This window comes from Burkholderia sp. AW33-5 (assembly GCF_053427615.1).
On sequence record NZ_JBSAXA010000005.1, the window covers coordinates 85,695 to 105,391 of the forward strand.

Annotated in this window: 20 protein-coding genes; 13 read left to right on the forward strand and 7 right to left on the reverse strand. The window is 68.8% G+C overall.

Going from position 1 to position 19,697, the window contains the following annotated elements:
- Position 1: 1 nt before the first annotated feature.
- Both tsaE and ACV22V_RS12010 read left to right on the forward strand, forming a co-directional pair.
- Positions 2-553: a tRNA (adenosine(37)-N6)-threonylcarbamoyltransferase complex ATPase subunit type 1 TsaE gene (gene tsaE, locus ACV22V_RS12005; protein ID WP_059820312.1), complete on the forward strand. Its 552-nt coding sequence runs from the start codon at positions 2-4 to the stop codon at positions 551-553.
- Complete coding sequence (locus tag ACV22V_RS12010) at positions 535-2,061, forward strand: N-acetylmuramoyl-L-alanine amidase (RefSeq protein WP_448013978.1); 1,527 nt, start codon at positions 535-537, stop codon at positions 2,059-2,061. The genes tsaE and ACV22V_RS12010 overlap by 19 nt, the downstream gene beginning before the upstream one ends.
- Positions 2,062-2,106: 45 nt before the next feature.
- Here the strand turns inward: ACV22V_RS12010 and ACV22V_RS12015 are convergent, their stop codons facing one another.
- On the reverse strand, positions 2,107-2,985 hold the full coding sequence (locus ACV22V_RS12015) for an EamA family transporter (RefSeq protein WP_179949149.1): 879 nt from the start codon (positions 2,983-2,985) through the stop codon (positions 2,107-2,109).
- A 13-nt stretch (positions 2,986-2,998) separates the two neighbouring features.
- Positions 2,999-3,235 carry a hypothetical protein gene (locus ACV22V_RS12020; protein WP_448013980.1) on the reverse strand — a complete coding sequence of 79 codons (237 nt, stop codon included), beginning with the start codon at positions 3,233-3,235 and terminating at the stop codon, positions 2,999-3,001.
- On the opposite strand from ACV22V_RS12020, the gene ACV22V_RS12025 reads away from it, so the two are divergent.
- Both ACV22V_RS12025 and trxA read left to right on the forward strand, forming a co-directional pair.
- Positions 3,234-4,115: a pirin family protein gene (locus ACV22V_RS12025; protein WP_448013982.1), complete on the forward strand. Its 882-nt coding sequence runs from the start codon at positions 3,234-3,236 to the stop codon at positions 4,113-4,115. The genes ACV22V_RS12020 and ACV22V_RS12025 overlap by 2 nt on opposite strands.
- A gap of 52 nt (positions 4,116-4,167) precedes the next feature.
- The gene (gene trxA, locus ACV22V_RS12030; RefSeq protein WP_448013983.1) at positions 4,168-5,016 is read left to right on the forward strand and encodes a thioredoxin; all 849 of its coding nucleotides are present in this window, start codon (positions 4,168-4,170) and stop codon (positions 5,014-5,016) included.
- A 103-nt stretch (positions 5,017-5,119) separates the two neighbouring features.
- Here trxA and tcdA read toward each other — a convergent pair whose 3' ends face one another.
- Positions 5,120-5,977, reverse strand: coding sequence for a tRNA cyclic N6-threonylcarbamoyladenosine(37) synthase TcdA (tcdA, locus tag ACV22V_RS12035; RefSeq protein ID WP_059527837.1), 858 nt, complete (start codon positions 5,975-5,977; stop codon positions 5,120-5,122).
- Positions 5,978-6,105: 128 nt separating this feature from the next.
- On the opposite strand from tcdA, the gene pdxH reads away from it, so the two are divergent.
- The 3 genes from pdxH (at position 6,106) to ACV22V_RS12050 (ending at position 9,441) form a co-directional block, all read left to right on the forward strand.
- Positions 6,106-6,750 (forward strand): pyridoxamine 5'-phosphate oxidase, encoded by a 645-nt coding sequence (gene pdxH, locus ACV22V_RS12040; RefSeq protein ID WP_059527840.1) that lies wholly within the window; start codon positions 6,106-6,108, stop codon positions 6,748-6,750.
- A gap of 130 nt (positions 6,751-6,880) precedes the next feature.
- A complete protein-coding gene (locus ACV22V_RS12045; RefSeq protein WP_059527843.1) occupies positions 6,881-8,101 on the forward strand; it encodes an SAM-dependent methyltransferase in 1,221 nt (406 codons plus the stop codon).
- Between the two features lie 23 nt (positions 8,102-8,124).
- Positions 8,125-9,441: a DUF72 domain-containing protein gene (locus ACV22V_RS12050; RefSeq protein WP_448013985.1), complete on the forward strand. Its 1,317-nt coding sequence runs from the start codon at positions 8,125-8,127 to the stop codon at positions 9,439-9,441.
- A gap of 67 nt (positions 9,442-9,508) precedes the next feature.
- Here ACV22V_RS12050 and msrA read toward each other — a convergent pair whose 3' ends face one another.
- Positions 9,509-10,069, reverse strand: coding sequence for a peptide-methionine (S)-S-oxide reductase MsrA (gene msrA / locus ACV22V_RS12055; RefSeq protein ID WP_448013987.1), 561 nt, complete (start codon positions 10,067-10,069; stop codon positions 9,509-9,511).
- Positions 10,070-10,628: 559 nt separating this feature from the next.
- Between msrA and ACV22V_RS12060 the strand changes: the two genes are divergently transcribed.
- The 3 genes from ACV22V_RS12060 to ACV22V_RS12070 all read left to right on the forward strand — a co-directional run bounded on the left by ACV22V_RS12060 (position 10,629) and on the right by ACV22V_RS12070 (position 13,481).
- The gene (locus tag ACV22V_RS12060; protein WP_448013989.1) at positions 10,629-12,035 is read left to right on the forward strand and encodes a selenium-binding protein SBP56-related protein; all 1,407 of its coding nucleotides are present in this window, start codon (positions 10,629-10,631) and stop codon (positions 12,033-12,035) included.
- On the forward strand, positions 12,032-12,697 hold the full coding sequence (locus ACV22V_RS12065) for a hypothetical protein (protein WP_059690586.1): 666 nt from the start codon (positions 12,032-12,034) through the stop codon (positions 12,695-12,697). The genes ACV22V_RS12060 and ACV22V_RS12065 overlap by 4 nt, the downstream gene beginning before the upstream one ends.
- A gap of 274 nt (positions 12,698-12,971) precedes the next feature.
- Positions 12,972-13,481 (forward strand): flavin reductase family protein, encoded by a 510-nt coding sequence (locus tag ACV22V_RS12070; protein WP_059465659.1) that lies wholly within the window; start codon positions 12,972-12,974, stop codon positions 13,479-13,481.
- Here the strand turns inward: ACV22V_RS12070 and ACV22V_RS12075 are convergent.
- Complete coding sequence (locus ACV22V_RS12075; RefSeq protein ID WP_044844460.1) at positions 13,468-13,968, reverse strand: Lrp/AsnC family transcriptional regulator; 501 nt, start codon at positions 13,966-13,968, stop codon at positions 13,468-13,470. The two genes, ACV22V_RS12070 and ACV22V_RS12075, sit on opposite strands and share 14 nt — an antisense overlap.
- Positions 13,969-14,098: 130 nt before the next feature.
- Between ACV22V_RS12075 and kynB the strand changes: the two genes are divergently transcribed.
- The 3 genes from kynB to kynA all read left to right on the forward strand — a co-directional run bounded on the left by kynB (position 14,099) and on the right by kynA (position 17,055).
- Positions 14,099-14,740, forward strand: coding sequence for an arylformamidase (gene kynB, locus ACV22V_RS12080; RefSeq protein ID WP_059820320.1), 642 nt, complete (start codon positions 14,099-14,101; stop codon positions 14,738-14,740).
- A gap of 40 nt (positions 14,741-14,780) precedes the next feature.
- On the forward strand, positions 14,781-16,034 hold the full coding sequence (kynU, locus tag ACV22V_RS12085) for a kynureninase (protein WP_059527860.1): 1,254 nt from the start codon (positions 14,781-14,783) through the stop codon (positions 16,032-16,034).
- Between the two features lie 94 nt (positions 16,035-16,128).
- Positions 16,129-17,055: a tryptophan 2,3-dioxygenase gene (gene kynA, locus ACV22V_RS12090; RefSeq protein ID WP_448014093.1), complete on the forward strand. Its 927-nt coding sequence runs from the start codon at positions 16,129-16,131 to the stop codon at positions 17,053-17,055.
- Between the two features lie 27 nt (positions 17,056-17,082).
- Here the strand turns inward: kynA and ACV22V_RS12095 are convergent, their stop codons facing one another.
- Positions 17,083-18,480: an MFS transporter gene (locus tag ACV22V_RS12095; protein WP_448013992.1), complete on the reverse strand. Its 1,398-nt coding sequence runs from the start codon at positions 18,478-18,480 to the stop codon at positions 17,083-17,085.
- Positions 18,481-18,741: 261 nt separating this feature from the next.
- Positions 18,742-19,686: a ketopantoate reductase family protein gene (locus ACV22V_RS12100; RefSeq protein ID WP_448013994.1), complete on the reverse strand. Its 945-nt coding sequence runs from the start codon at positions 19,684-19,686 to the stop codon at positions 18,742-18,744.
- Between the last annotated feature and the right edge of the window lie 11 nt (positions 19,687-19,697).

Below are 19,697 nucleotides of genomic sequence, written 5' to 3' on the forward strand. Positions count from 1 at the left end.
AATGCCAGCCACGCCCCATACGCCTCATGCCGACACGCTGCCCGTCCCGCTCGCGGAGCGCGTGATCGCACTCGCCGACGAAGCGGCGACCGAGGCCTTCGGCACCCGCTTCGCGCACGCGCTCGACGCGGCACGCAGCGAACTCGCCCATGCACACGCGTTCGACGGGTTGCAGATCCAGCTGATCGGCGACCTCGGCGCGGGCAAAACGACCCTCGTGCGCGCGATCCTGCGCGGCCTCGGCCACCCGGGGCGCGTGCGCAGCCCGACCTACACGCTCGTCGAACCATACGCGTTCGCACGCGACGATGGGGAACTTGAGGTCTATCACTTCGATCTGTATCGATTCAACGATCCGGCCGAATGGTCCGACGCCGGCTTTCGCGAATATTTCAATTCCAGCGCGATCTGCCTCGTCGAATGGCCGCAACAGGCGGGCACCCTGCTCGGCGTGCCCGATCTGGTTTTCTCGCTCGACGTGGATGGCGACGGCCGCGCCCTCACCGTCCGGGCGTTCAGCGCTTCAGGAAAGGCATGTCTCGAAAGATGTTGATCAAACCGTTCCGCTCGATCGAATCGGCGGCCACCGCGACGCACAACTGGCGGCGCCGTCAGATCCTGTGCGCGGGCGCGTCGACGCTGGTGCTCGGTCTCGCCGCGCCGCGGCTCGCGCACGCATCGTCGGTGCTCGGCGTGCGCGTGTGGCCCGCGCGCGATTACACGCGCGTCACGATCGAATCCGACCAGCCGCTGCAGAATAGCCAACAGCTGTTGCAGGGTCCCGACCGGCTCGTCGTCGACCTGAACGGACTCGATCTCGACCAGGCGCTGCGCGACCTCGTGTCGAAGATCGCGCCGAACGATCCGCAGATCCAGTCGGTGCGCGTCGGCCAGTATCAACCGCACGTCGTGCGGATGGTGTTCGACCTGAAAGGCTCGGTGAAGCCGCAGGTGTTCACGCTGCCGCCGGTCGGCACCTACAAGTACCGACTCGTGTTCGACCTGTATCCGGCCGTCGCGCCCGATCCGCTGACCGACCTGATCGCGCAGACGGAGCGCAAGGAGCAGGCGCTCAACGACAGCGCGCGCGCGCAGCAGGTGCAGCCGCCGACCGCGCTCGCGGGCCCCGCCGCGCCGCCGCCCGCCGCGGGCGACAACAGCGACGCATTCTTCCAGCGCTTCGCGCAGAACACGCCGACCACACCGCGCACGCCGCCGGCCGCCGCGACACCTTCGGCGCCCGCGAAGCCGGCCGTCAAGCCGCCGCCCGTCATCGCACGCCGCGACGACAGCGAAGACGACGGCGACACCTACAAGTTCACCGCGCCGAAATCGGGCAAGGGCGGCACCGTGCGCCTGCTGACGGTCGCGATCGATCCGGGCCACGGCGGCGAGGATCCGGGTGCGATCGGCGGCGGCGGCACGTACGAAAAACACATCGCGCTCGACATCGCGAAGAAGCTGCGCGCGAAGATCGACGGCGCGCCGAACATGCGCGCGATGATGACGCGCGACGCGGATTTCTTCGTGCCGCTGAACGTGCGCGTGCAGAAGGCGCGCCGCGTCGGCGCCGACCTGTTCGTGTCGATCCACGCCGATGCATTCACGACACCGTCCGCGCGCGGCTCGTCGGTGTTTGCGCTGTCCGATCACGGCGCGTCGAGCGCCGCGGCACGCTGGCTCGCGAACAAGGAGAACTCGTCCGACCTGATCGGCGGCATCAACATCAAGACACAGGACGCGGCAGTCAGCCGCGCGCTGTTCGACATGTCGACGACCGCGCAGATCCGCGATTCGCTGCGCTACGGCAACTACGTGCTGAAGGAAGTCGGCGGCATCAACAAGTTGCACAAGGGCTCGGTCGAGCAGGCCGGGTTCGCGGTGCTGAAGGCGCCCGACATTCCATCGATCCTCGTCGAGACCGCGTTCATCAGCAACCCTGACGAAGAACGCCGGCTCAACGACGACAGCTATCGCGACGAGATGGCCGACGCGATCTTCCGCGGCATCAAGCGTTACTTCGCCGCGAATCCGCCGCTCGCGAAGAACCGGATGGCCTGACCGGCCGCCCCTCCCCGCCGCCGGCACGCGCTGCGTGCCGGCGCGTCACGACGTCGCGAAGCGGCGCACCAGCTTTCCGCCGAACACGTTCACCGCGAGCCCGCCCATCACGAGCGCGGCGCCGATCAGTTGCGCGTCCGTCAGATGCTCGTCGAGCAGCAGCGCCGACGACGCCAGCCCGACGACCGGCACCAGCAGCGAGAACTGCGCGACCTGCGCGGCCGGATAGCGCGACATCAGGCGGCTCCACAGGCCGTAGCCGACGAGCGTCGCGACGAACGCGAGATAGACGACCGCGAAGATCGACGCGCCGTCGAGCCCGGCCAGCGCGGCACCGATCCGCTGCGGCCCCTCGAACCAGAGCGACAGCAGGAAGAACGGCACGGGCGGCACGAGGCTCGCCCACACGACGAGCGACACCAGATTGGCCTTGCCGACCTTCTTCGTGACGATATTGCCGAACGCCCACATCGCGGCCGAGCAGATGGTCAGCAGGAAGCCCGCGAGCGTCATCGCGCGGCCGCCCTGCGCCGCGATCACCACGAGCCCGCCCGCGGCGATCGCGAGCCCGATCAGGTTCTGCACGCGCAGCCGCTCGCCCAGAAACACCATCGCGAACACGAGCGTGAAGAATGCCTGCGACTGCAGCACGAGCGACGCGAGGCCGGCCGGCATGCCGACGTACATGCCGGTGAACAGGAACGCGAACTGGCCGAGCTGGATCGTCGCGCCGTACAGGATCAGCATCCGCCACGGAATCTGCGGCCGGCGCACGAAGAACACCGCGGGCACCGCCGCGAGCGTGAAGCGCAGCGCGCCGAGCAGCATCGGCGGCATGCCGTGCAGGCCGACCTTGATCACGACGAAGTTCACGCCCCACGCCAGGATCACGACCAGCGCGAGCAGCAAGTCCTTCGGGGCCATCATCGGCGTCTCCTCAATTGTCGGATGGTTTCCTGAAGCCGCTCAGTCTACCCAATTTCGCCGTGCGGCCCGATACCCGCGCGGCGCGCATGGAATCGGCGACGGGCAACGCACATGGCGGCCGCACGACGCGTGCCCGCACGTCCGCATCGCGGGGGAAGGCATTGCGCCCGCGCCCCGCCACGCACGTCGCCACCGCGCCGCCAGTACAATGACCGGCATTCCAGCCGTTGCCCACGAGGCCCGTCATGACCGATTCGATCAAAGCCCTGCTCAAGCCGCATGTTCGCGACATCGGCAACCTGCAGGTGCGCCGCACGCTGCCCGCGCTCGCCGCGCGCCTCGTCGGTCCGTTCATCTTCTTCGATCACATGGGGCCCGCGACGCTGCCGGCCGGCACCGGGCTCGACGTGCGCCCGCACCCGCACATCGGGCTCGCCACCGTCACCTATCTGTTCGACGGCGCGATCCTGCACCGCGACAGCCTCGGCTCGCTGCAGGAGATCGTGCCGGGCGACGTGAACTGGATGACGGCCGGTCGCGGCATCGTCCATTCGGAGCGCACGCCCGACGCTCAGCGCGCGAGCGGCCACACGGTGCACGGGATCCAGACCTGGGTCGCGCTCCCCGTCGCCCACGAGACCGCCGAGCCGTCGTTCGAGCACCATGCGGCCGACACGCTGCCCAAGCGCGACGAGAACGGCGTATCGCTGACGGTGATCGCCGGCGACGCGTTCGGCCTGCGCTCGCCCGTCACGACGTTCTCGCGCACGCTTTACGTGGCCGCCGAATTCGCGGCCGGCGGCCGCCTCGAACTCGACGCGTCGCACGAGGAGCGCGCGGTCTACGTGGTCGACGGCGACCTCTCGATCGACGGCACGCCGGTGCCGGCCGAACAGATGGCCGTGCTCGCGCCCGGCGCCACCGTCACGCTCGCGAGCGGCGGCGGCGCGCGCGCGATGCTGCTGGGCGGCGCGAAGATCGACGGCGAGCGCTTCATCGAATGGAACTTCGTCGCCAGCAGCCGCGACGCGATCGAGCGCGCGAAACAGGCGTGGACGAACCAGGAAATGGGCAAGGTGCCCGGCGAAACCGAGTGGATTCCGCTGCCCGAATCGAAGCCGCGTTGAAAAAGGGGCACGCTGCCCCCATCCTGACGACATTCGAACGGAAGAGAACGACATGGACACCACGCTTGCCACTTTCGAGAAAGACGTCATCGAGGCGTCGCTGGACACGCCCGTGCTGGTCGACTTCTGGGCGCCGTGGTGCGGCCCCTGCAAGACGCTCGGTCCGCTGCTCGAAAAGCTCGAAGCCGACTACGAAGGCCGCTGGAAGCTCGTGAAGGTGAACGTCGACGAGAACCAGGAACTCGCCGCGCACTTCCAGACGCGCAGCATCCCGCACGTGATCGCGTTCGCCGACGGGCGTCCCGTCGACCAGTTCATCGGCGTGCTGCCGGAAGGCCAGTTGCGCGCGTTCCTCGACCGGCTGCTGCCGGCGCCCGACGAAGCCGAGCGCCGCGCCGCGCAAGACGCGATCGCCGAATCGCGCTACGACGATGCGCTGACCCACCTCGAAGCGGCGCTCGCGCTGAACCCCGGCTTCGACGAGGCACGGCTCGACCTGATCGAACTGCTGCTCGCGAACAACCAGGTGGACGCCGCGCGCGCCGAGGCCGAGCGCCTGTCGCCGCAGACCATACAGAGCGGCGATCCGCGCTACCAGGCGATCAAGACCCGTTTCGATGCGCTCGACGCGACGGCCGACCTGCCGCCGACCGACGCGCTCGAAGCGCGCATCGCGGCGAATCCGGCCGATCTCGACGCACGCTTCGACCTCGCGCAGAGCCTGATCGCGCGACGCGCATACGAAGGCGCGCTCGAGCAGTTGCTGGAAATCGTGTTGCGCGACCGCGCGTATGGCGACGACCTCGGCCGCCGCACGATGATCTCGGTGTTCGAGCTGGCGGGCGATCGCCCCGAACTCGTCGCCGCATGGCGGCGCAAGCTGAGCATGGCGCTCAACTGACGAACGACCGGCCGGGCCGCGATGGCCTGGCCGACTCGCCTTGTCGCGGCACGGCGGATCTGCCGCGCCGCGACATTCTTCCGCGTGTCGATCTGCTCGCCGATCAGCCCGCGGCGCGCGCCGCGACTGCCCGCAGCGCATGCGCGGCGGCCGCGAAGCCGAAGCTCGCGGTCACGCATACGCTCGAACCGAACCCCGCGCAGTTGAGCCCCGCGACATGCGCGGCGGCGGACGGCTCCGCGCCGTCCTCGATGTCGCACGCGGCCGCTTCCGGATAGATCAGCGGCTCGTCCGAATACACGGCGCTCACCTTGAAACGCGCCTTCGGCCCGCGCGGAAAGCCGTGCTGCTTGCGCAACTGCGCGCGCACCTTCGACAGCAGCGGATCCTGGATCGTCAGCGCGAGATCGTCGATGCGGATGCGCGTCGGGTCGAGTTGCCCGCCCGCGCCGCCGACCGTGACGAGCGGCTGCCCTTTTGCGACGCACCACGCGATCAGCGCGACCTTCGTGCGCACGCTGTCGATCGCGTCGACCACGTAGTCGAAGCCGCCGCCGAGCAGCGCGTCGAAGTTGTCGGGTTCCGCGAAATCCTCGATCCGGTTCACACGGCACGCGGGATCGATCAGCGCGATCCGCTCGGCCATCGCGTCGACCTTCGGCTTGCCGTAATTGCCGTCGAGCGCATGGATCTGCCGGTTCGTATTGCTTTCCGCGACGTTGTCGAGGTCGATCAGCGTCAGCGTGCCGATCGCGCTGCGCGCGAGCGCCTCGGCCGTCCACGACCCGACGCCGCCGATGCCGATCACGGCGACGTGCGCGCGTTCGAACGCGGCGAGCGCGGGGGCGCCGTACAAGCGCGCGATGCCGCCGAAGCGGCGCTCGCGATCCACGTCAAGCTGGATTGTCGGGCTCGGGGTAAGATCAGAGGAACTGTGCGGGGCGGTGTCGGCAGCGGACATGGCAGCAAGGAAAACGTAAGTCGTGCAGCCCTCTATTTTGCCTGAACTCCCCGCCGACACGCGTCCCTGTGCACGCACGATTCTCGCGCGTTCGCTATACTGGCCCCAGATTGAAGCGTTTGCATAACATGACGACTCTCGCCGATCTCCGCATCAATTATTCGCGTGCTTCGCTCGACGAAGCCGATGCCGCCCCCAACCCCTTCGCCCAGTTCGATCGCTGGTTCAAGGAGGCGCTCGCCGCCAAGCTCCCCGAGCCCAACACGATGACGCTCGCCACCGTCGGCGACGACGGCCGGCCGTCGGCCCGAATCGTGCTCATCAAGGGTGTCGACGAACGCGGGTTCGTCTTCTTTACCAATTACGAAAGCCGCAAGGGCCGCGATCTCGCCGCCAATCCGCATGCGGCGCTGCTGTTTTACTGGATCGAGCTCGAGCGTCAGGTGCGCATCGAAGGCCGGATCGAGAAAACCAGCGCCGACGAAAGCGACCGTTATTTCGCGTCGCGCCCGCTCGGCTCGCGCATCGGCGCGTGGGCGTCCGAGCAGAGTGCCGTGATCGACAGCCGCGCGACGCTCGAAGCGCGCGAAAAGGCCGTGACCGAACGCTACGGCGAGAACCCGCCGCGCCCGCCGCACTGGGGCGGTTACCGCGTCGTGCCCGACGCGATCGAATTCTGGCAGGGCCGCCCGTCGCGGCTGCACGACCGCCTGCTCTATACGCGCGACGCCGCGGCAGGGTCGGGCTGGACGATCTCGCGCCTGTCACCGTAAGCGCGGCTGCCGCAGTGCCGGCGCGCGCCGGCCGTGTCTCGTGTTGCATCCGGGCGCCCACGTCGCAAGGCATGGGCGCCGGTCAAGATACTTGGCTGTATTCGATTCAACGAACAAACGGAGAATCCAAATGTTCTGGGAAAAGAAGCTGGCACAGTGGGCGGACGAAGTACGGGCGAAAGCGAACATACCGGCGCGACTCGTGCTGTGGAACGGCGATCAACTCGATTTCGGCACCTTCAGCGCGCCGCAGGTCACGCTGAAGGTCAACAGCGCGTCGGCGTTGCCGCTGCTGCTCGAACCGAGTCTCGACAATCTCGGCGAAGCATACGTGAAGGGCAAGATCGACATCGAGGGCAGGCTGTCGGACATCATCAACATCAGCTACTCGCTCGCGCGCAGCACGGTCACCAGCGCAAGCAAGCTCGCTCGCGTGAAGCGCTACTTCAATCACACGAAAAACACCGACAGGAAGGCGATCCAGTATCACTACGACGTCTCGAACGCGTTCTACCAGCTGTGGCTGGACGAGAACATGGTGTACTCGTGCGCGTACTTCGAGAACGGCGACGAGGATCTCTCGACCGCCCAGATCAAGAAGATCGACCATATCCTGACCAAGATCCAGCTCGAGCCCGGCCAGCGCCTGCTCGACATCGGCTGCGGCTGGGGCGCGCTCGTGCTGCGCGCCGCGCAGAAGTTCGGCGCGACGTGCCTGGGCGTGACGCTGTCGCAGAACCAGTTCGATCTCGCGACCGCGCGCGTGAAAGCCGCCGGGCTCGAGGACAAGATCGAGATCCGTCTGCAGGACTACCGCGAGATCGAGGGACAGTTCGACCGCATCACGAGCGTCGGGATGTTCGAGCACGTCGGCCGCAAGAACCTGCCGCTCTATTTCTCGCGCGTGCACGATCTGCTCACCGACGACGGCATCGCGATGAACCACGGAATCACGTCGACCGACGCGGAAAGCGGCGAAACGGCGCTCGGCGGCGGCGAATTCATCGATCGCTACGTGTTCCCGGACGGCGAGCTGCCGCACATCAGCCTCGCGCTCGAAGCGGCGCAGCGCGGCGGGCTCGAGGCGATTGACGTCGAAAGCCTGCGGCGGCACTATGCGCGCACGCTCGAAATCTGGACCGAGAACTTCGAGGCGAAGGCGGAAGAGGCGCGCACGCTCGTCGACGACGAAAAGTTCCGCATCTGGCGCGTGTATCTCGCCGGTTGCGCGTATGCGTTCGAGCACGACGACGTGTCGATCTTCCAGATCGTGTGCCGCAAGGCCGGACGCAGCGCGAAAACGCTGCCGTGGTCGCGGCGCTACATGTACGAACACACGCTGCCGCGCTAGGCGGCACTTCACGTTGGGCATGCATGGGTGACGGCAGGACGCGGCGCGGCACGCCGCCGCAACGACAGCAGCGCGACGAACCGGACGAGTCGCACGCCGACGGGCAGTTCGACCTGTTCGGCGCGTCGCCCGACGACGCACGCGCGTCCGCGCCCGCGGACGACGGCAACCCCGCAGGCGCCGGCGATCGCGCGACGCCTGACGAACACGACACCGCGCGACCGGCAAAGTCGCCCGCACGCGCCGGCCGTGCATCGCCCCGCCTTCCCGCCGACCAGGAACCGGAACCGCCGCCCGCCTCCGGCATGCTGTGGGACGAACCGCCGCCGGCCGCGCCGCCGAAAAAGGCCCGGCGTCGGCGCGGCGTGCCGCCCGCACCGGTTTCCGCGGAAGTCGCCGCCGCCGCGGCCGCGCTGCCGCCGAACGTGCGGCTCGGCACGTCGTCGTGGTATTTCCCCGGCTGGGACGGCATCGTCTACGACGGCGATTTCGCGCAGACGAAGCTGTCTCGCGAGGGGCTCGAGGCGTACGGCGCACATCCGCTGCTGAAGAGCGTGAGCCTCGACCGGTCGTTCTACGGGCCGCTGTCGGTGGCCGACTACCTGCGCTACGCGCAACAGGTGCCGGACGACTTCCGCTTCGTCGTGAAGGCGCCGGCGTCCGTCACCGATGCGGTCGTGCGCGGGCGGCGCGGCGAGCCGTCGGGCCCGAATCCGACCTTTCTCGACGCGCAGCTCGCCACGCGCGAATTCGTGCAGCCGTGCCTCGAAGGGCTCGGCAGGAAGGCCGGCGTGCTGGTGTTCCAGTTTTCTCCGATGCCCGATCAACTGCTCGCCGAACCGGCCGCGCTGATCGACCGGCTGTCGGCGTTCTTCGCGGCGCTGCCGACGCTGCCGCCGGACGCCGACGGCACGCGCTACGCGATCGAGATCCGCGACGCGAGCCTGCTCACGCCGCGCTTCATCCGCGCGCTCGCGGCGCTCGGCGTGCGCTATTGCGTCGGTCTGCATGCGCGGATGCCCGACCCGCTGCGCCAGGCGGCCGCGCTCGCGCTGCTCGACGGCGACGCGCCGGGCCCGCTGATCGTGCGCTGGAGCCTGCATGGCGGCTTCAAGTACGAACAGGCCAAAGCGAAATACGAGCCGTTCGACAAGCTCGTCGACGAGGATCCGGCCACACGCTCGGCGCTCGCCGAGCTGGCCGCGCGCTACGCGCTGGCCGGACAGCCCGTGATCATCACGATCAACAACAAGGCGGAAGGCTCCGCGCCGCTGTCGTGCCTCGCGCTCGCGCGCGAGATCGCCACCGCGTGCGCGCACTGGCGCAGCGAGGCGGCGTAAGCATCGCGGGCGCGGGCGCCGTTTGCGCGCCGGCAAACCGCGCCGGCAAACCGCGCCGGCAAACCGATTACGCGCCGCGCAGCGACTTCAGCCGGTGCGAGAACTTCTGGCGGAATTTCGCGAGCTTCGGCCCGATCACGACCGAGCAGTAGCCCTGCTCCGGATTGCGCGCGTAATAGTTCTGGTGATAGTCCTCGGCCGGCCAGTAGTTGTCGTCGAGCGGCACGACCTGCGTGACGATCGGCTGCCCGAACACCTGCTCGCGCTCCAGTTCGCGGATCACGTCGAGCGCGACGTCGCGCTGCGCGTCCGAATGCGTGAACACGACCGAACGGTATTGCGTGCCGACGTCGTTGCCCTGGCGGTTCAGCTGGGTCGGATCGTGCGTCGCGAAGAAGATCTCGAGGATCTCGCGATAACCGATGCGCGCCGGATCGAACGTCACGTTCACGACCTCCGCGTGACCGGTATCGCCATCGCATACGTCGCGATAGCCGGGATTGCGCGTATGGCCGCCCGCATAGCCCGACTGGACGGCCGTCACGCCGTCGACGTCGAGAAACACGGCCTCCGTGCACCAGAAGCACCCGCCGCCAACAGTCGCGGTTTCAAGCATCTCGTTCACCATGAAATCATCACCTCGTTGATGACGACGGCCGGCACGCGGGCGCGCGCCGGCATCGCCGGTCCTTGTCGCCACTGCCCGGCTGCGGCCCGGTTGCCCGGTGCGCAGCGGCAGCGTTCAAGTATCTCACTCGTGCGCGAATCCGGCAGAACCGCATGCGTGCCGCGCACCACCGGCCGCGCGTTTCTCGTCTACACTTAGGCACGCTTCGCCGTGACGGCACACCGTCCGGCTGCGCGCAGCGTCCGATGCATGCCCGTCCTGATGCCAACATCATCCGCCGGAACATCGATATGCACGCCTCAGCAGAATTCGCCCGCATCGCGGGCCCGACCGCCGGCGCTTTCACCGCGCCCTCGCGCCGCCGTGCGCCCGTTGCGCTGCGTGCGCGGCGTTCCGGCGCACCGCCTTTCCCACCTTTCCCGACCTGATGTACCGCGCGGCGCGCCCTCCAATCGCGCGAGGCCGCCAGTGCGTTCCCGTCACGCAACCCGTTCGACCCGCACGTTCGCAGCGAACGTCCGTGCGCCCGTGATCCGATTCGACCGAAAGAGGCACTACGATGAGCATGCGGCCTGACCCAACATTTCACGCTTCGCCGGAACTTGCGATGCAGGCGCCGGCGGAGGAATTCGCCTATACGTTGTTGCTGAGCCCCGACTTTTCCAGACCCGACGCACTCGCCGTGATCGACGTGAAACCCGGCTCGGCGACCTACGGCAAGATCGTGCACACGGTGACGATGCCGAACAGCGGCGACGAATTCCACCACTTCGGCTGGAATGCGTGTTCGTCGTCGCTGTCGCCGCTGACCGGCCACGCGTTCCTCGAGCGCCGCTTCCTGATCATCCCGGGCCTGCGTTCGTCGCGGATCTACGTGATCGACACGAAGCCGCACCCGACGCAGGCGCGCATCCACAAGATCATCGAGCCCGACGAGGTGTTCGCGAAGACCGGCTATTCGCGGCCGCATACGGTTCATTGCGGCCCCGAAGGCATCTACGTGAGCACGCTCGGCGGTGCGGGCAAGGACGGCACCGACGGCGCGCCCGGCATCTTCATCATGGACTGCGAGACGTTCGACGTGCTCGGCCGCTGGGAGATCGACCGTGGCCCGCAGGACAAGCATTACGACTTCTGGTGGAACCTGCCGCGCGACTACATGGTGTCGAGCGAATGGGCGCTGCCGCCGCAATTCGAGAACGGTATCGTGCCGGAAGACCTGCTCGCGAACCGCTACGGCCACCGGCTGCATTTCTGGGACCTGCGCGCGCGGCGCAACGTGCAGACGATCGATCTCGGCGCGCATCACCAGATGGCGCTCGAGGTGCGGCCCGCGCACGATCCGGTACGCGAATACGGTTTCGTCGGCGTCGTGGTCGACACGACCACTCTCGAAGGATCGATCTGGACCTGGTGGCGCGAGGACGGCCAGTTTCATGTGAAGAAGACCGCGACGATTCCGCCCGAACCGGCCGCGGCCGACGAACTGCCGCCGCTGCTCAAGAGTTTCGGCGCGGTGCCGCCACTCGTGACCGACATCGACCTGTCGCTCGACGACCGCTTCCTGTACGTGTCGTGCTGGGGCACCGGCGAGATGCGCCAGTACGACGTGTCGGATCCGCATCACCCGGTGCTCGCGGGGTCGGTGCGTATCGGCGGGATCGTGCGCCGCGCGCCGCACACGAACGGCCGCGCGTTCGCCGGCGGCCCGCAGATGGTGGAAATCAGCCGCGACGGCCGCCGCGTGTACTGGACCAACTCGCTCTACTCGACGTGGGACGACCAGTTCTATCCGGACGGCGTGCCGGCCGCGCAAGTGCTCGCGCATGCGGGGCCGGACGGCGGGCTGACGCTCGCCGACGACTATTGGGTCGAGTTCCCCGACGGCTATCGCGCGCACCAGATCCGGCTCGAAGGCGGCGACTGCTCGACCGACTCGTTCTGCTATCCGTCGGTCAAGCGTTGAGCGCAGGCCTCTCCGCGCCGCTCGCGCTGTGGGCGGCCGTGCTCGCGAGCGGCGTCTATCACGGGCTCAATCCGGCGATGGGCTGGCCGCTCGCGGTGTCGAACGCGCTGATGACGCGCCGCGACGGCGCGCTCGTCGCCGCGCTCGGCTATCTCGCGCTCGGCCACGCGCTCGCGGTATTCATGGTGATGCTGCCGTTCGGGCTGCTTGCCGCGCTGCTTGCGTGGCAGTCGGCGATCCGGATCGGCGCGAGCGCGCTCGTGATCGGCTTCGGCGTGGTGCTGCTGATCCGGCGGCGGCATCCGCGTGCGCTCGCGCGGATTCCGCCCGCGCGGCTCGGCCTGTGGTCGTTCGCGGTTGCGCTCGCGCACGGCGCGGGGCTGATGCTGGTGCCGATTTACCTCGGGCTCTGCGGGCTCGACCGGGACGCCGGCCATCGCGCGGCGGCCACGCTCGTCGATGCGCATCTCGGGATGGCACTCGTCGTCGCGGCCGTGCACGCGGCCGCGATGATCGGCGCAGGCGGCGTGCTCGCGTGGCTCGTGTACCGCTATCTCGGGCTGAAGTTCGTCGCGCGGAGCTGGTTCAATCTCGATGCGGTGTGGGCGTCCAGCCTGATCCTGACGGGTGCGCTGTCGCTCGGGCTGGCAGCGACGGCCTAGCGCCCGGCTCGGGGAGCGGCCTCGTGTGACGCGCAACGAAAGACGCGAAAACGACCGGTCCAGCACGGCGTCGGCGTCGCGCGACAGTGTTCGCTACCTCACGCTCGCCCCGCGATGCGCCGTCCGCACGGATCCGGCGGTCGCGATTCCGCTAAAATCGGGCCATGCGCACCACTTCCCAACCGACCGCCCTGGCCTTGTCGCCTTTCGTCCGCCGCGCCCGTTGCATCCGCCGCGCGCCGCGCCCGTCCGTTTCGTTCCGGATGGCCGCCCGATGAACCACGCCACCCCGCCGGATTTCGACTCGGCCGCCTTTCGCCAGGCGCTCGGGCAGTTCGCGACCGGCGTCACGGTCATCACGACGCGTGCGCCGTCCGGGCAGCTGATCGGCATCACCGCGAGCTCGTTCAACTCGGTGTCGCTCGACCCGCCGCTCGTGCTGTGGAGCCTCGCGCACAAATCGGCGTCGACCCCGGTGTTCCGCAACAACAGCCATTACGTGGTGAACGTGCTCGCGGCGTCGCAACTCGACCTGTGCAAGCGCTTCTCGACCTACAAGGGCGACCGCTTCGAAGGGATCGCGCACGCGGCCGGCAACTCGGGCATGCCGGTGCTCGACGGCGCGCTCGCGTGGTTCGAATGCCACAACCGCAGCCGCTACGACGAAGGCGACCACGTGATCTTCGTCGGCGAAGTGGAACGCTGCGGCGTGCGGGCCGCGTCGGATGCCGCGGCGCCGCTCGTGTTCCACGGCGGCGGCTTCCACGGCCTCACACCGCTTTGATCGCCCCCATGCGCGCCAGCCCGACCGGCGCGCCCGCTTCGTCCTTCAGCGTCTGCAGCACGATGTTCGAACGGATGTCCATCACGCCCGGCGCCTTGTAGAGCCGGTTCAGCACGAAATCCGAGTAGTGCTTGAGGTTGTGCGCGAGCACCCGCAGCAGATAGTGGCTCTCGCCCGTCACGACGAACGCGCCGACCACCTCCGGCCATTCGCGCAGCGCTTCCGCGAAGCGCTCGTGCCATTGATTCTCTTCGTTGCGCATCGACACCTGCACGAACGCCTCGAGCTCGAAGCCGAGCTTCTCGCGGCTCAGGCACGCGCGATAGTGCTCGATCACGCCCTGCTCCTCGAGCAGGCGCATCCGGCGCAGACAGGCGGACGGCGAAAGCGAGATCCGTTCCGCCAGGTCGAGATTGCTGATTCTGCCCTCCTCCTGCAGTACCGCCAGAATCCGGCAGTCGGTGGCATCGAGCGTGATCGCGTGCATTTTTGGTCCCCGTTTTCCCTCTGAGTCGAATTATCTGCCAATCGGGCGGATTGTCCATGTTTATTTCGCAAGCACTTTCTGCGAGCGTCCACCTATCATTCGAAGCATCGATTCACCGATTCGTCATGCCATGGACACACTCTGGGACATCTCGCCGCCCGTCAGCCCCGCCACCCCCGTGTGGCCGGGCGACACGCCGGTTTCCGTCGAACGCGTCTGGCGGATGGAGGCCGGCTCGCCGGTCAACGTCGCGCGCCTGACGCTGTCGCCGCACACGGGCGCGCACTGCGACGCGCCGCTCCACTACGACGCCGACGGCGCACCGATCGGCGCGGTGCCGCTCGACACCTATCTCGGCCCGTGCCGCGTGATCCACTGCATCGGCGCGTCGCCGGTCGTACGCCCGGCCGACATCGACGCCGCGCTGGACGGCGTGCCGCCGCGCGTGCTGCTGCGCACCTATGCGCGCGCCAGCGTCGAGCAATGGGACAGCGGCTTCTGCGCGGTCGCGCCCGAAACCGTCGACCTGCTCGCCGCGCGCGGCGTGAAGCTGATCGGCATCGACACGCCGTCGCTCGACCCGCAGGAATCGAAGACCATGGATGCGCATCACCGCGTGCGCGCGCACCGGATGGCGATCCTCGAAGGGATCGTGCTCGACGACGTGCCGCCCGGCGACTACGAACTGATCGCGCTGCCGCTGAAGTTCGCGACGCTCGACGCGAGCCCCGTGCGTGCGGTGCTGCGCGCGCTGCCCGGCCGATCCTCCTGATTCACCGAACCACTGACCCGAGAACCACTGACCCGACATCATGATCAAGACCCGTGAAGACGCGCTCGCCCTCGACCGCGACGACCCGCTCGCCCCGCTGCGCGACCAGTTCGCGCTGCCCGACGGCGTGATCTATCTCGACGGCAACTCGCTCGGCGCGCAGCCGCGCGCGTCGGCCGCCCGCGCGCAACAGGTGATCGGCGCCGAATGGGGCGAAGGCCTGATCCGCAGCTGGAACACCGCCGGCTGGTTCGCGCTGCCGCGCCGCCTCGGCGACAAGCTCGCGACGCTGATCGGCGGCGCGCCCGGCGAGACCGTCGTGACCGACACCATCTCGATCAACCTGTTCAAGCTGCTGTCGGCGATGCTGCGCCACCAGGCCGAGCGCGCGCCGGAACGCCGCGTGATCGTGTCGGAGCGCTCGAACTTCCCGACCGACCTGTACATCGCGCAAGGGCTGATCGAACAGCTCGGCGGCGGCTATGAACTGCGCCTGATCGACGATCCGGCGGACCTGCCCGACGCGCTCGGCGCGGACACGGCCGTCGCGATGATCACGCACGTGAACTACCGCACCGGCTACATGCACGACATGCCGGCCGTCACGCAGCTCGTGCACGACGCGGGCGCGCTGATGCTGTGGGATCTCGCGCATTCGGCCGGCGCGGTGCCGGTCGACCTGAACGGCGCGCGTGCGGACGGCGCGGTCGGCTGCACGTACAAGTATCTGAACGGCGGCCCCGGTTCGCCGGCGTTCGTGTGGGTGCCGCACCGTCATCACGCGCACTTCTCGCAGCCGCTGTCGGGCTGGTGGGGCCATCGCGCGCCGTTCGCGATGCAGCCAGACTTCGCGCCCGATCCGGGCATCGCGCGCTTCCTCTGCGGCACGCAGCCGATGGTGTCGATGTCGATGGTCGAATGCGGGCTCGACGTGTTCCTGCAGACCGACATGCACGCGATCCGCCGCAAGTCGCTCGCGCTGACCGATGCGTTCATCGCGCTCGTCGAGGCACGCTGCGCGGGCCTGTCGCTGAAGCTCGTCACGCCGCGCGCGCATCACCAGCGCGGCTCGCAGGCGAGCTTCGAGCATCCGCACGGCTACGAGGTGATGCAGGCGCTGATCGCGCGCGGCGTGATCGGCGACTACCGCGAGCCGTATGTGCTGCGCTTCGGCTTCACGCCGCTCTATACGCGCTTCGTCGACGTGTGGGATGCCGTCGAGACGCTGCGCGACATCCTGGCCACCGATGCGTGGAAAGCACCCGAGTTCGCCGAGCGCGGCGCGGTGACCTGACCGGCTTTTTGCCCGGCGCGCGCCGCGATGACATGTGGATTGCGCGCCGCGCCCCCGTCATTCAATTCTGGAGAGAGTCGTGAATTCTGGTCATATGCAGCCACCCGGCGACGATGCGCCGGCGGGCTGTCCATTCTCGGGCGCACGCGCGACCCAACCGGCACACGAAGCACCGCACGTGCCAGGCGATGCCTCGGACGAAGCCGGCTGGCACAACGCGCAGCTCGATTTCTCGAAGTCGATGAGCTACGGCGATTACCTGTCGCTGAATTCGATCCTCGACGCGCAGCATCCGCTGTCGCCCGATCACAACGAGATGCTGTTCATCATCCAGCATCAGACGAGCGAGCTGTGGATGAAGCTCGCGCTGTTCGAATTGCGCGGCGCGCTCGACGCGGTGCGCGGCGACGCGCTGCCGCCCGCGTTCAAGATGCTCGCGCGCGTGTCGCGCATTCTCGAGCAGCTCGTGCAGGCGTGGAACGTGCTGTCGACGATGACGCCGTCCGAGTATTCGGCGATGCGGCCGTACCTCGGCCAGTCGTCGGGCTTCCAGTCGTATCAGTACCGGCAGCTGGAATTCCTGCTCGGCAACAAGAACGTGCAGATGCTGCAGCCGCACGCGCACCGGCCCGACATCCTCGAACAGGTGCGCGCGACGCTCGAGGCGCCGTCGTTCTATGACGAGGTCGTGCGCCTGCTCGCGCGGCGCGGTTTCCCGATCGCACCCGAGCGGCTCGAGCGCGACTGGACGCAGCCGATGCGGCACGACGAAACCGTCGAAGCCGCGTGGCTCGAGGTCTACCGCCACCCGCAGCAGCACTGGGAGCTCTACGAAATGGCCGAGGAGCTCGTCGATCTCGAGGACGCGTTCCGCCAGTGGCGCTTCCGTCACGTGACGACCGTCGAGCGCATCATCGGCTTCAAGCAGGGCACCGGCGGCACGAGCGGCGCGCCGTATCTGCGCAAGATGCTCGACGTCGTGCTGTTCCCCGAGCTCTGGCACGTGCGCACCACGCTGTAACGCGCTCGTGCATCATGCGCCCGCGCGTCACGACGACGTGCGGGCCAGTTCCTCCCCGTCGCGCGGCAACGCGCGTTCGCGCGTGAGTCGCGGAATGTGCCGCCGCATCGCGAGCAGCGCGACGCACACCACACTCATCGCCGCGGCCAGCATCGTCAGGTACGCCGTCGCGCCGCCCGCGGTGATCACCATCGCGCCCGCGAACGCGCTGAGGATCGCGCCGAGCCGGCCGAACGCGAGCGCGCTCGCGGTGCCGGTCGCGCGCACCGCCGTCGGATAGATGTACGCGCACAGCGCATACATCGTCGACTGCACCGCGTTGACGAACAGCCCGTGCACGCCGAGCCCGACGATCAGCCAGCCCGTGTGGCGCCCGGCATCGACACCCATCAGCCACACCGCGCTCGCCGCGCCGCCGATGCTGCACAGCGCGAGCGGCCAGCGCGAACCCGCATGCGCGATCGCCCACGCGCACAGCAGCGCGCCGATCACGCCGCCGAGGTTGTACGCGGTGAGCCCGGCGCCCGCGACCGACACGCTCAGCCCGCTCGCGGCGAGCATCGTCGGCAGCCAGCTGAACGCCGCATACACGGCGAGCAGGCACATGAAGAACGCGCACCACAGCGCGATCGTGTCGCGCGCCTGGCCGCCGGCGAACAGCGCGCCGAACCCGCCGCGTGCACCGGGCGCGCGTGCATCGCGCAGATCGGTGAACGCGGTGCCGGGCGCGACCGGCCGCTGCATGCGCGCGAGCAGCGCGCCGAGTTCCGGCCAGCGCGCGGGGCGACGCGCCAGGAAACGCGGCGATTCGGGCAACGCGCGCACGAGCACGAAGCCGAGCACGAGCGGCAGCGCGCCGCCGGCGAAGAACAGCCCGCGCCAGCCGTAGCGCGGCAGCACTTCGTGCGCGAACAGCCCGGCCAGCATGCCGCCGAGCGGCACGCAGACGATCGTCGCCGTCACCATCATCGTGCGGCGCCGCGCGGGCGTGTATTCGGCCGTCATCGTCGTGGCCGTCGGCAGCGCGCCACCGATCCCGAGCCCCGCGCAGAAGCGCAGCATCGCGATCGTCGCGACATCCGGCGCGAAGCCGATCACGCAGGTCGCGATGCCGAACAGGAACACGCTGCCGATCACGGCCTGGCGGCGCCCGAAACGGTCCGCGACGATGCCCGCGCACGCGCTGCCGATGCCCATCCCGATCAGCCCGGCGGCCACCGCCGGCGCGAACGCGCCGCGCGTGATCCCCCATTCGCGGATCAGCACGGGAATCGCGAAACCGATCAACTGCCCGTCGAAGCCGTCGAGCACGATCGCGAGTGCGGCGAGCAGCACCACGCAGCGCTGCATCGTCGTGAACGGTCCGTCGTCGAGCGTCGCGCCGATGTCGACCGGGGGCGGCTGCAATCCGTCGCGCGTGCTCATGCGACCTCCCGTGCGCCACGCGTCGGCGGCAACGTGCGCGCACGGCGCGCGGCAAGACAACGGCATTCGATGACTTTCATGGCGTCTCCAGTTGCCCGGGCTGGCGCTTGCGCGTGCCCGGATCTCGTGTTGCACGGGCGGTCGGCATCCGTGCATCGGCGCCGGCCCCCGTCTCGTCCAATCCAATCCGATCCGGCGACATCGCCTGCATGCGGCACGCCCGTATCGTCATGCGGCGCGAGCCCGCCGCCGGCGTGTTGCTCAGTCGCGCCGCGCGTCGATCAGCCTGACGAGCGCGAGCAGCGTATCGGTATGCGGCACCGCGATACCCGTCTCGCGCGCGGCCGCGACGACCTTGCCGTTGATCGCGTCGATCTCGGTACGACGACCCGCGAGCACGTCCTGCAGCATCGACGGCCGATGGCCGCGATGCGCGTAAATCGCATGCTCGACGTTGCGCGCGATGCGCTCGCCGTCCACCGCGATGCCTTTCGCGCGCGCGACGGCGGCCGTCTCCGCCGCGATCGCCAGCGCGAGCCGTGGGCCGTCGGGTTCACGGCCGAGCTGGTCGACCGTGCAGCCCGTCGCCGCGCACAGCGTGTTGAGCGCCGCGTTGAACGCGACCTTTTCCCAGATCGCGGCCCACACGTCGGCATCGAGCGAACACGCGAGCCCGGCACGCGACAGCGCGTCGGCCACGGCCGCCGCGAACGGGCGCGCCACGCCATCGGCCGTCATCATGCGGATCGCGCCGGCACCGTGCGAGCGCACGTGCCCGGCGCCGGCGAAGTCGGCCGGCCACGTCGTGACGCCGACCAGAATCCGTTCGAGCGGCACGAACGCGTTCAGCGTCTCGACGTTGCCGAGGCCGTTCTGCAGCGTCAGCACGTACGTACGCGACGTCAGCAATGCGCGCACGCCGTCGAGCGCCGCACGCGTGTGCAGCGATTTCGTGAAAACGATCAGCAGATCGAACGGGGCGTCGGGCGACGCGCTTGCTTGCGCATTCGCCGTTTCCGGCCGGACGGCCTGCAGCGCGCGGATGCGGCGTTCGCCGCGATCGTCGTCGATGCGCAGCCCGTCGCGGCGGATCGCATCGAGATGCGCATCGTTCACGTCGATCAGCGTGACCGCCTCGCCGTGCTCGGCCAGCAGCGCGCCGAACAGCGAGCCCATCGCACCGGCGCCGAGAATCGCAATCTTCATCGTCGGCGGCC

Bases quoted from the DNA above. Each gene is read 5' to 3' on its own strand.
- tsaE (WP_059820312.1), top strand. From the start codon at position 2: ATGCCAGCCACGCCCCATACGCCTCATGCCGACACGCTGCCCGTCCCG.
- ACV22V_RS12010 (WP_448013978.1), top strand. From the start codon at position 535: ATGTCTCGAAAGATGTTGATCAAACCGTTCCGCTCGATCGAATCGGCG.
- ACV22V_RS12015 (WP_179949149.1), bottom strand. From the start codon at position 2,985: ATGGCCCCGAAGGACTTGCTGCTCGCGCTGGTCGTGATCCTGGCGTGG.
- ACV22V_RS12025 (WP_448013982.1), top strand. From the start codon at position 3,234: ATGACCGATTCGATCAAAGCCCTGCTCAAGCCGCATGTTCGCGACATC.
- ACV22V_RS12020 (WP_448013980.1), bottom strand. From the start codon at position 3,235: ATGACGGGCCTCGTGGGCAACGGCTGGAATGCCGGTCATTGTACTGGC.
- trxA (WP_448013983.1), top strand. From the start codon at position 4,168: ATGGACACCACGCTTGCCACTTTCGAGAAAGACGTCATCGAGGCGTCG.
- tcdA (WP_059527837.1), bottom strand. From the start codon at position 5,977: ATGTCCGCTGCCGACACCGCCCCGCACAGTTCCTCTGATCTTACCCCG.
- pdxH (WP_059527840.1), top strand. From the start codon at position 6,106: ATGACGACTCTCGCCGATCTCCGCATCAATTATTCGCGTGCTTCGCTC.
- ACV22V_RS12045 (WP_059527843.1), top strand. From the start codon at position 6,881: ATGTTCTGGGAAAAGAAGCTGGCACAGTGGGCGGACGAAGTACGGGCG.
- ACV22V_RS12050 (WP_448013985.1), top strand. From the start codon at position 8,125: ATGGGTGACGGCAGGACGCGGCGCGGCACGCCGCCGCAACGACAGCAG.
- msrA (WP_448013987.1), bottom strand. From the start codon at position 10,069: ATGGTGAACGAGATGCTTGAAACCGCGACTGTTGGCGGCGGGTGCTTC.
- ACV22V_RS12060 (WP_448013989.1), top strand. From the start codon at position 10,629: ATGAGCATGCGGCCTGACCCAACATTTCACGCTTCGCCGGAACTTGCG.
- ACV22V_RS12070 (WP_059465659.1), top strand. From the start codon at position 12,972: ATGAACCACGCCACCCCGCCGGATTTCGACTCGGCCGCCTTTCGCCAG.
- ACV22V_RS12075 (WP_044844460.1), bottom strand. From the start codon at position 13,968: ATGCACGCGATCACGCTCGATGCCACCGACTGCCGGATTCTGGCGGTA.
- kynB (WP_059820320.1), top strand. From the start codon at position 14,099: ATGGACACACTCTGGGACATCTCGCCGCCCGTCAGCCCCGCCACCCCC.
- kynU (WP_059527860.1), top strand. From the start codon at position 14,781: ATGATCAAGACCCGTGAAGACGCGCTCGCCCTCGACCGCGACGACCCG.
- kynA (WP_448014093.1), top strand. From the start codon at position 16,129: ATGCAGCCACCCGGCGACGATGCGCCGGCGGGCTGTCCATTCTCGGGC.
- ACV22V_RS12095 (WP_448013992.1), bottom strand. From the start codon at position 18,480: ATGAGCACGCGCGACGGATTGCAGCCGCCCCCGGTCGACATCGGCGCG.
- ACV22V_RS12100 (WP_448013994.1), bottom strand. From the start codon at position 19,686: ATGAAGATTGCGATTCTCGGCGCCGGTGCGATGGGCTCGCTGTTCGGC.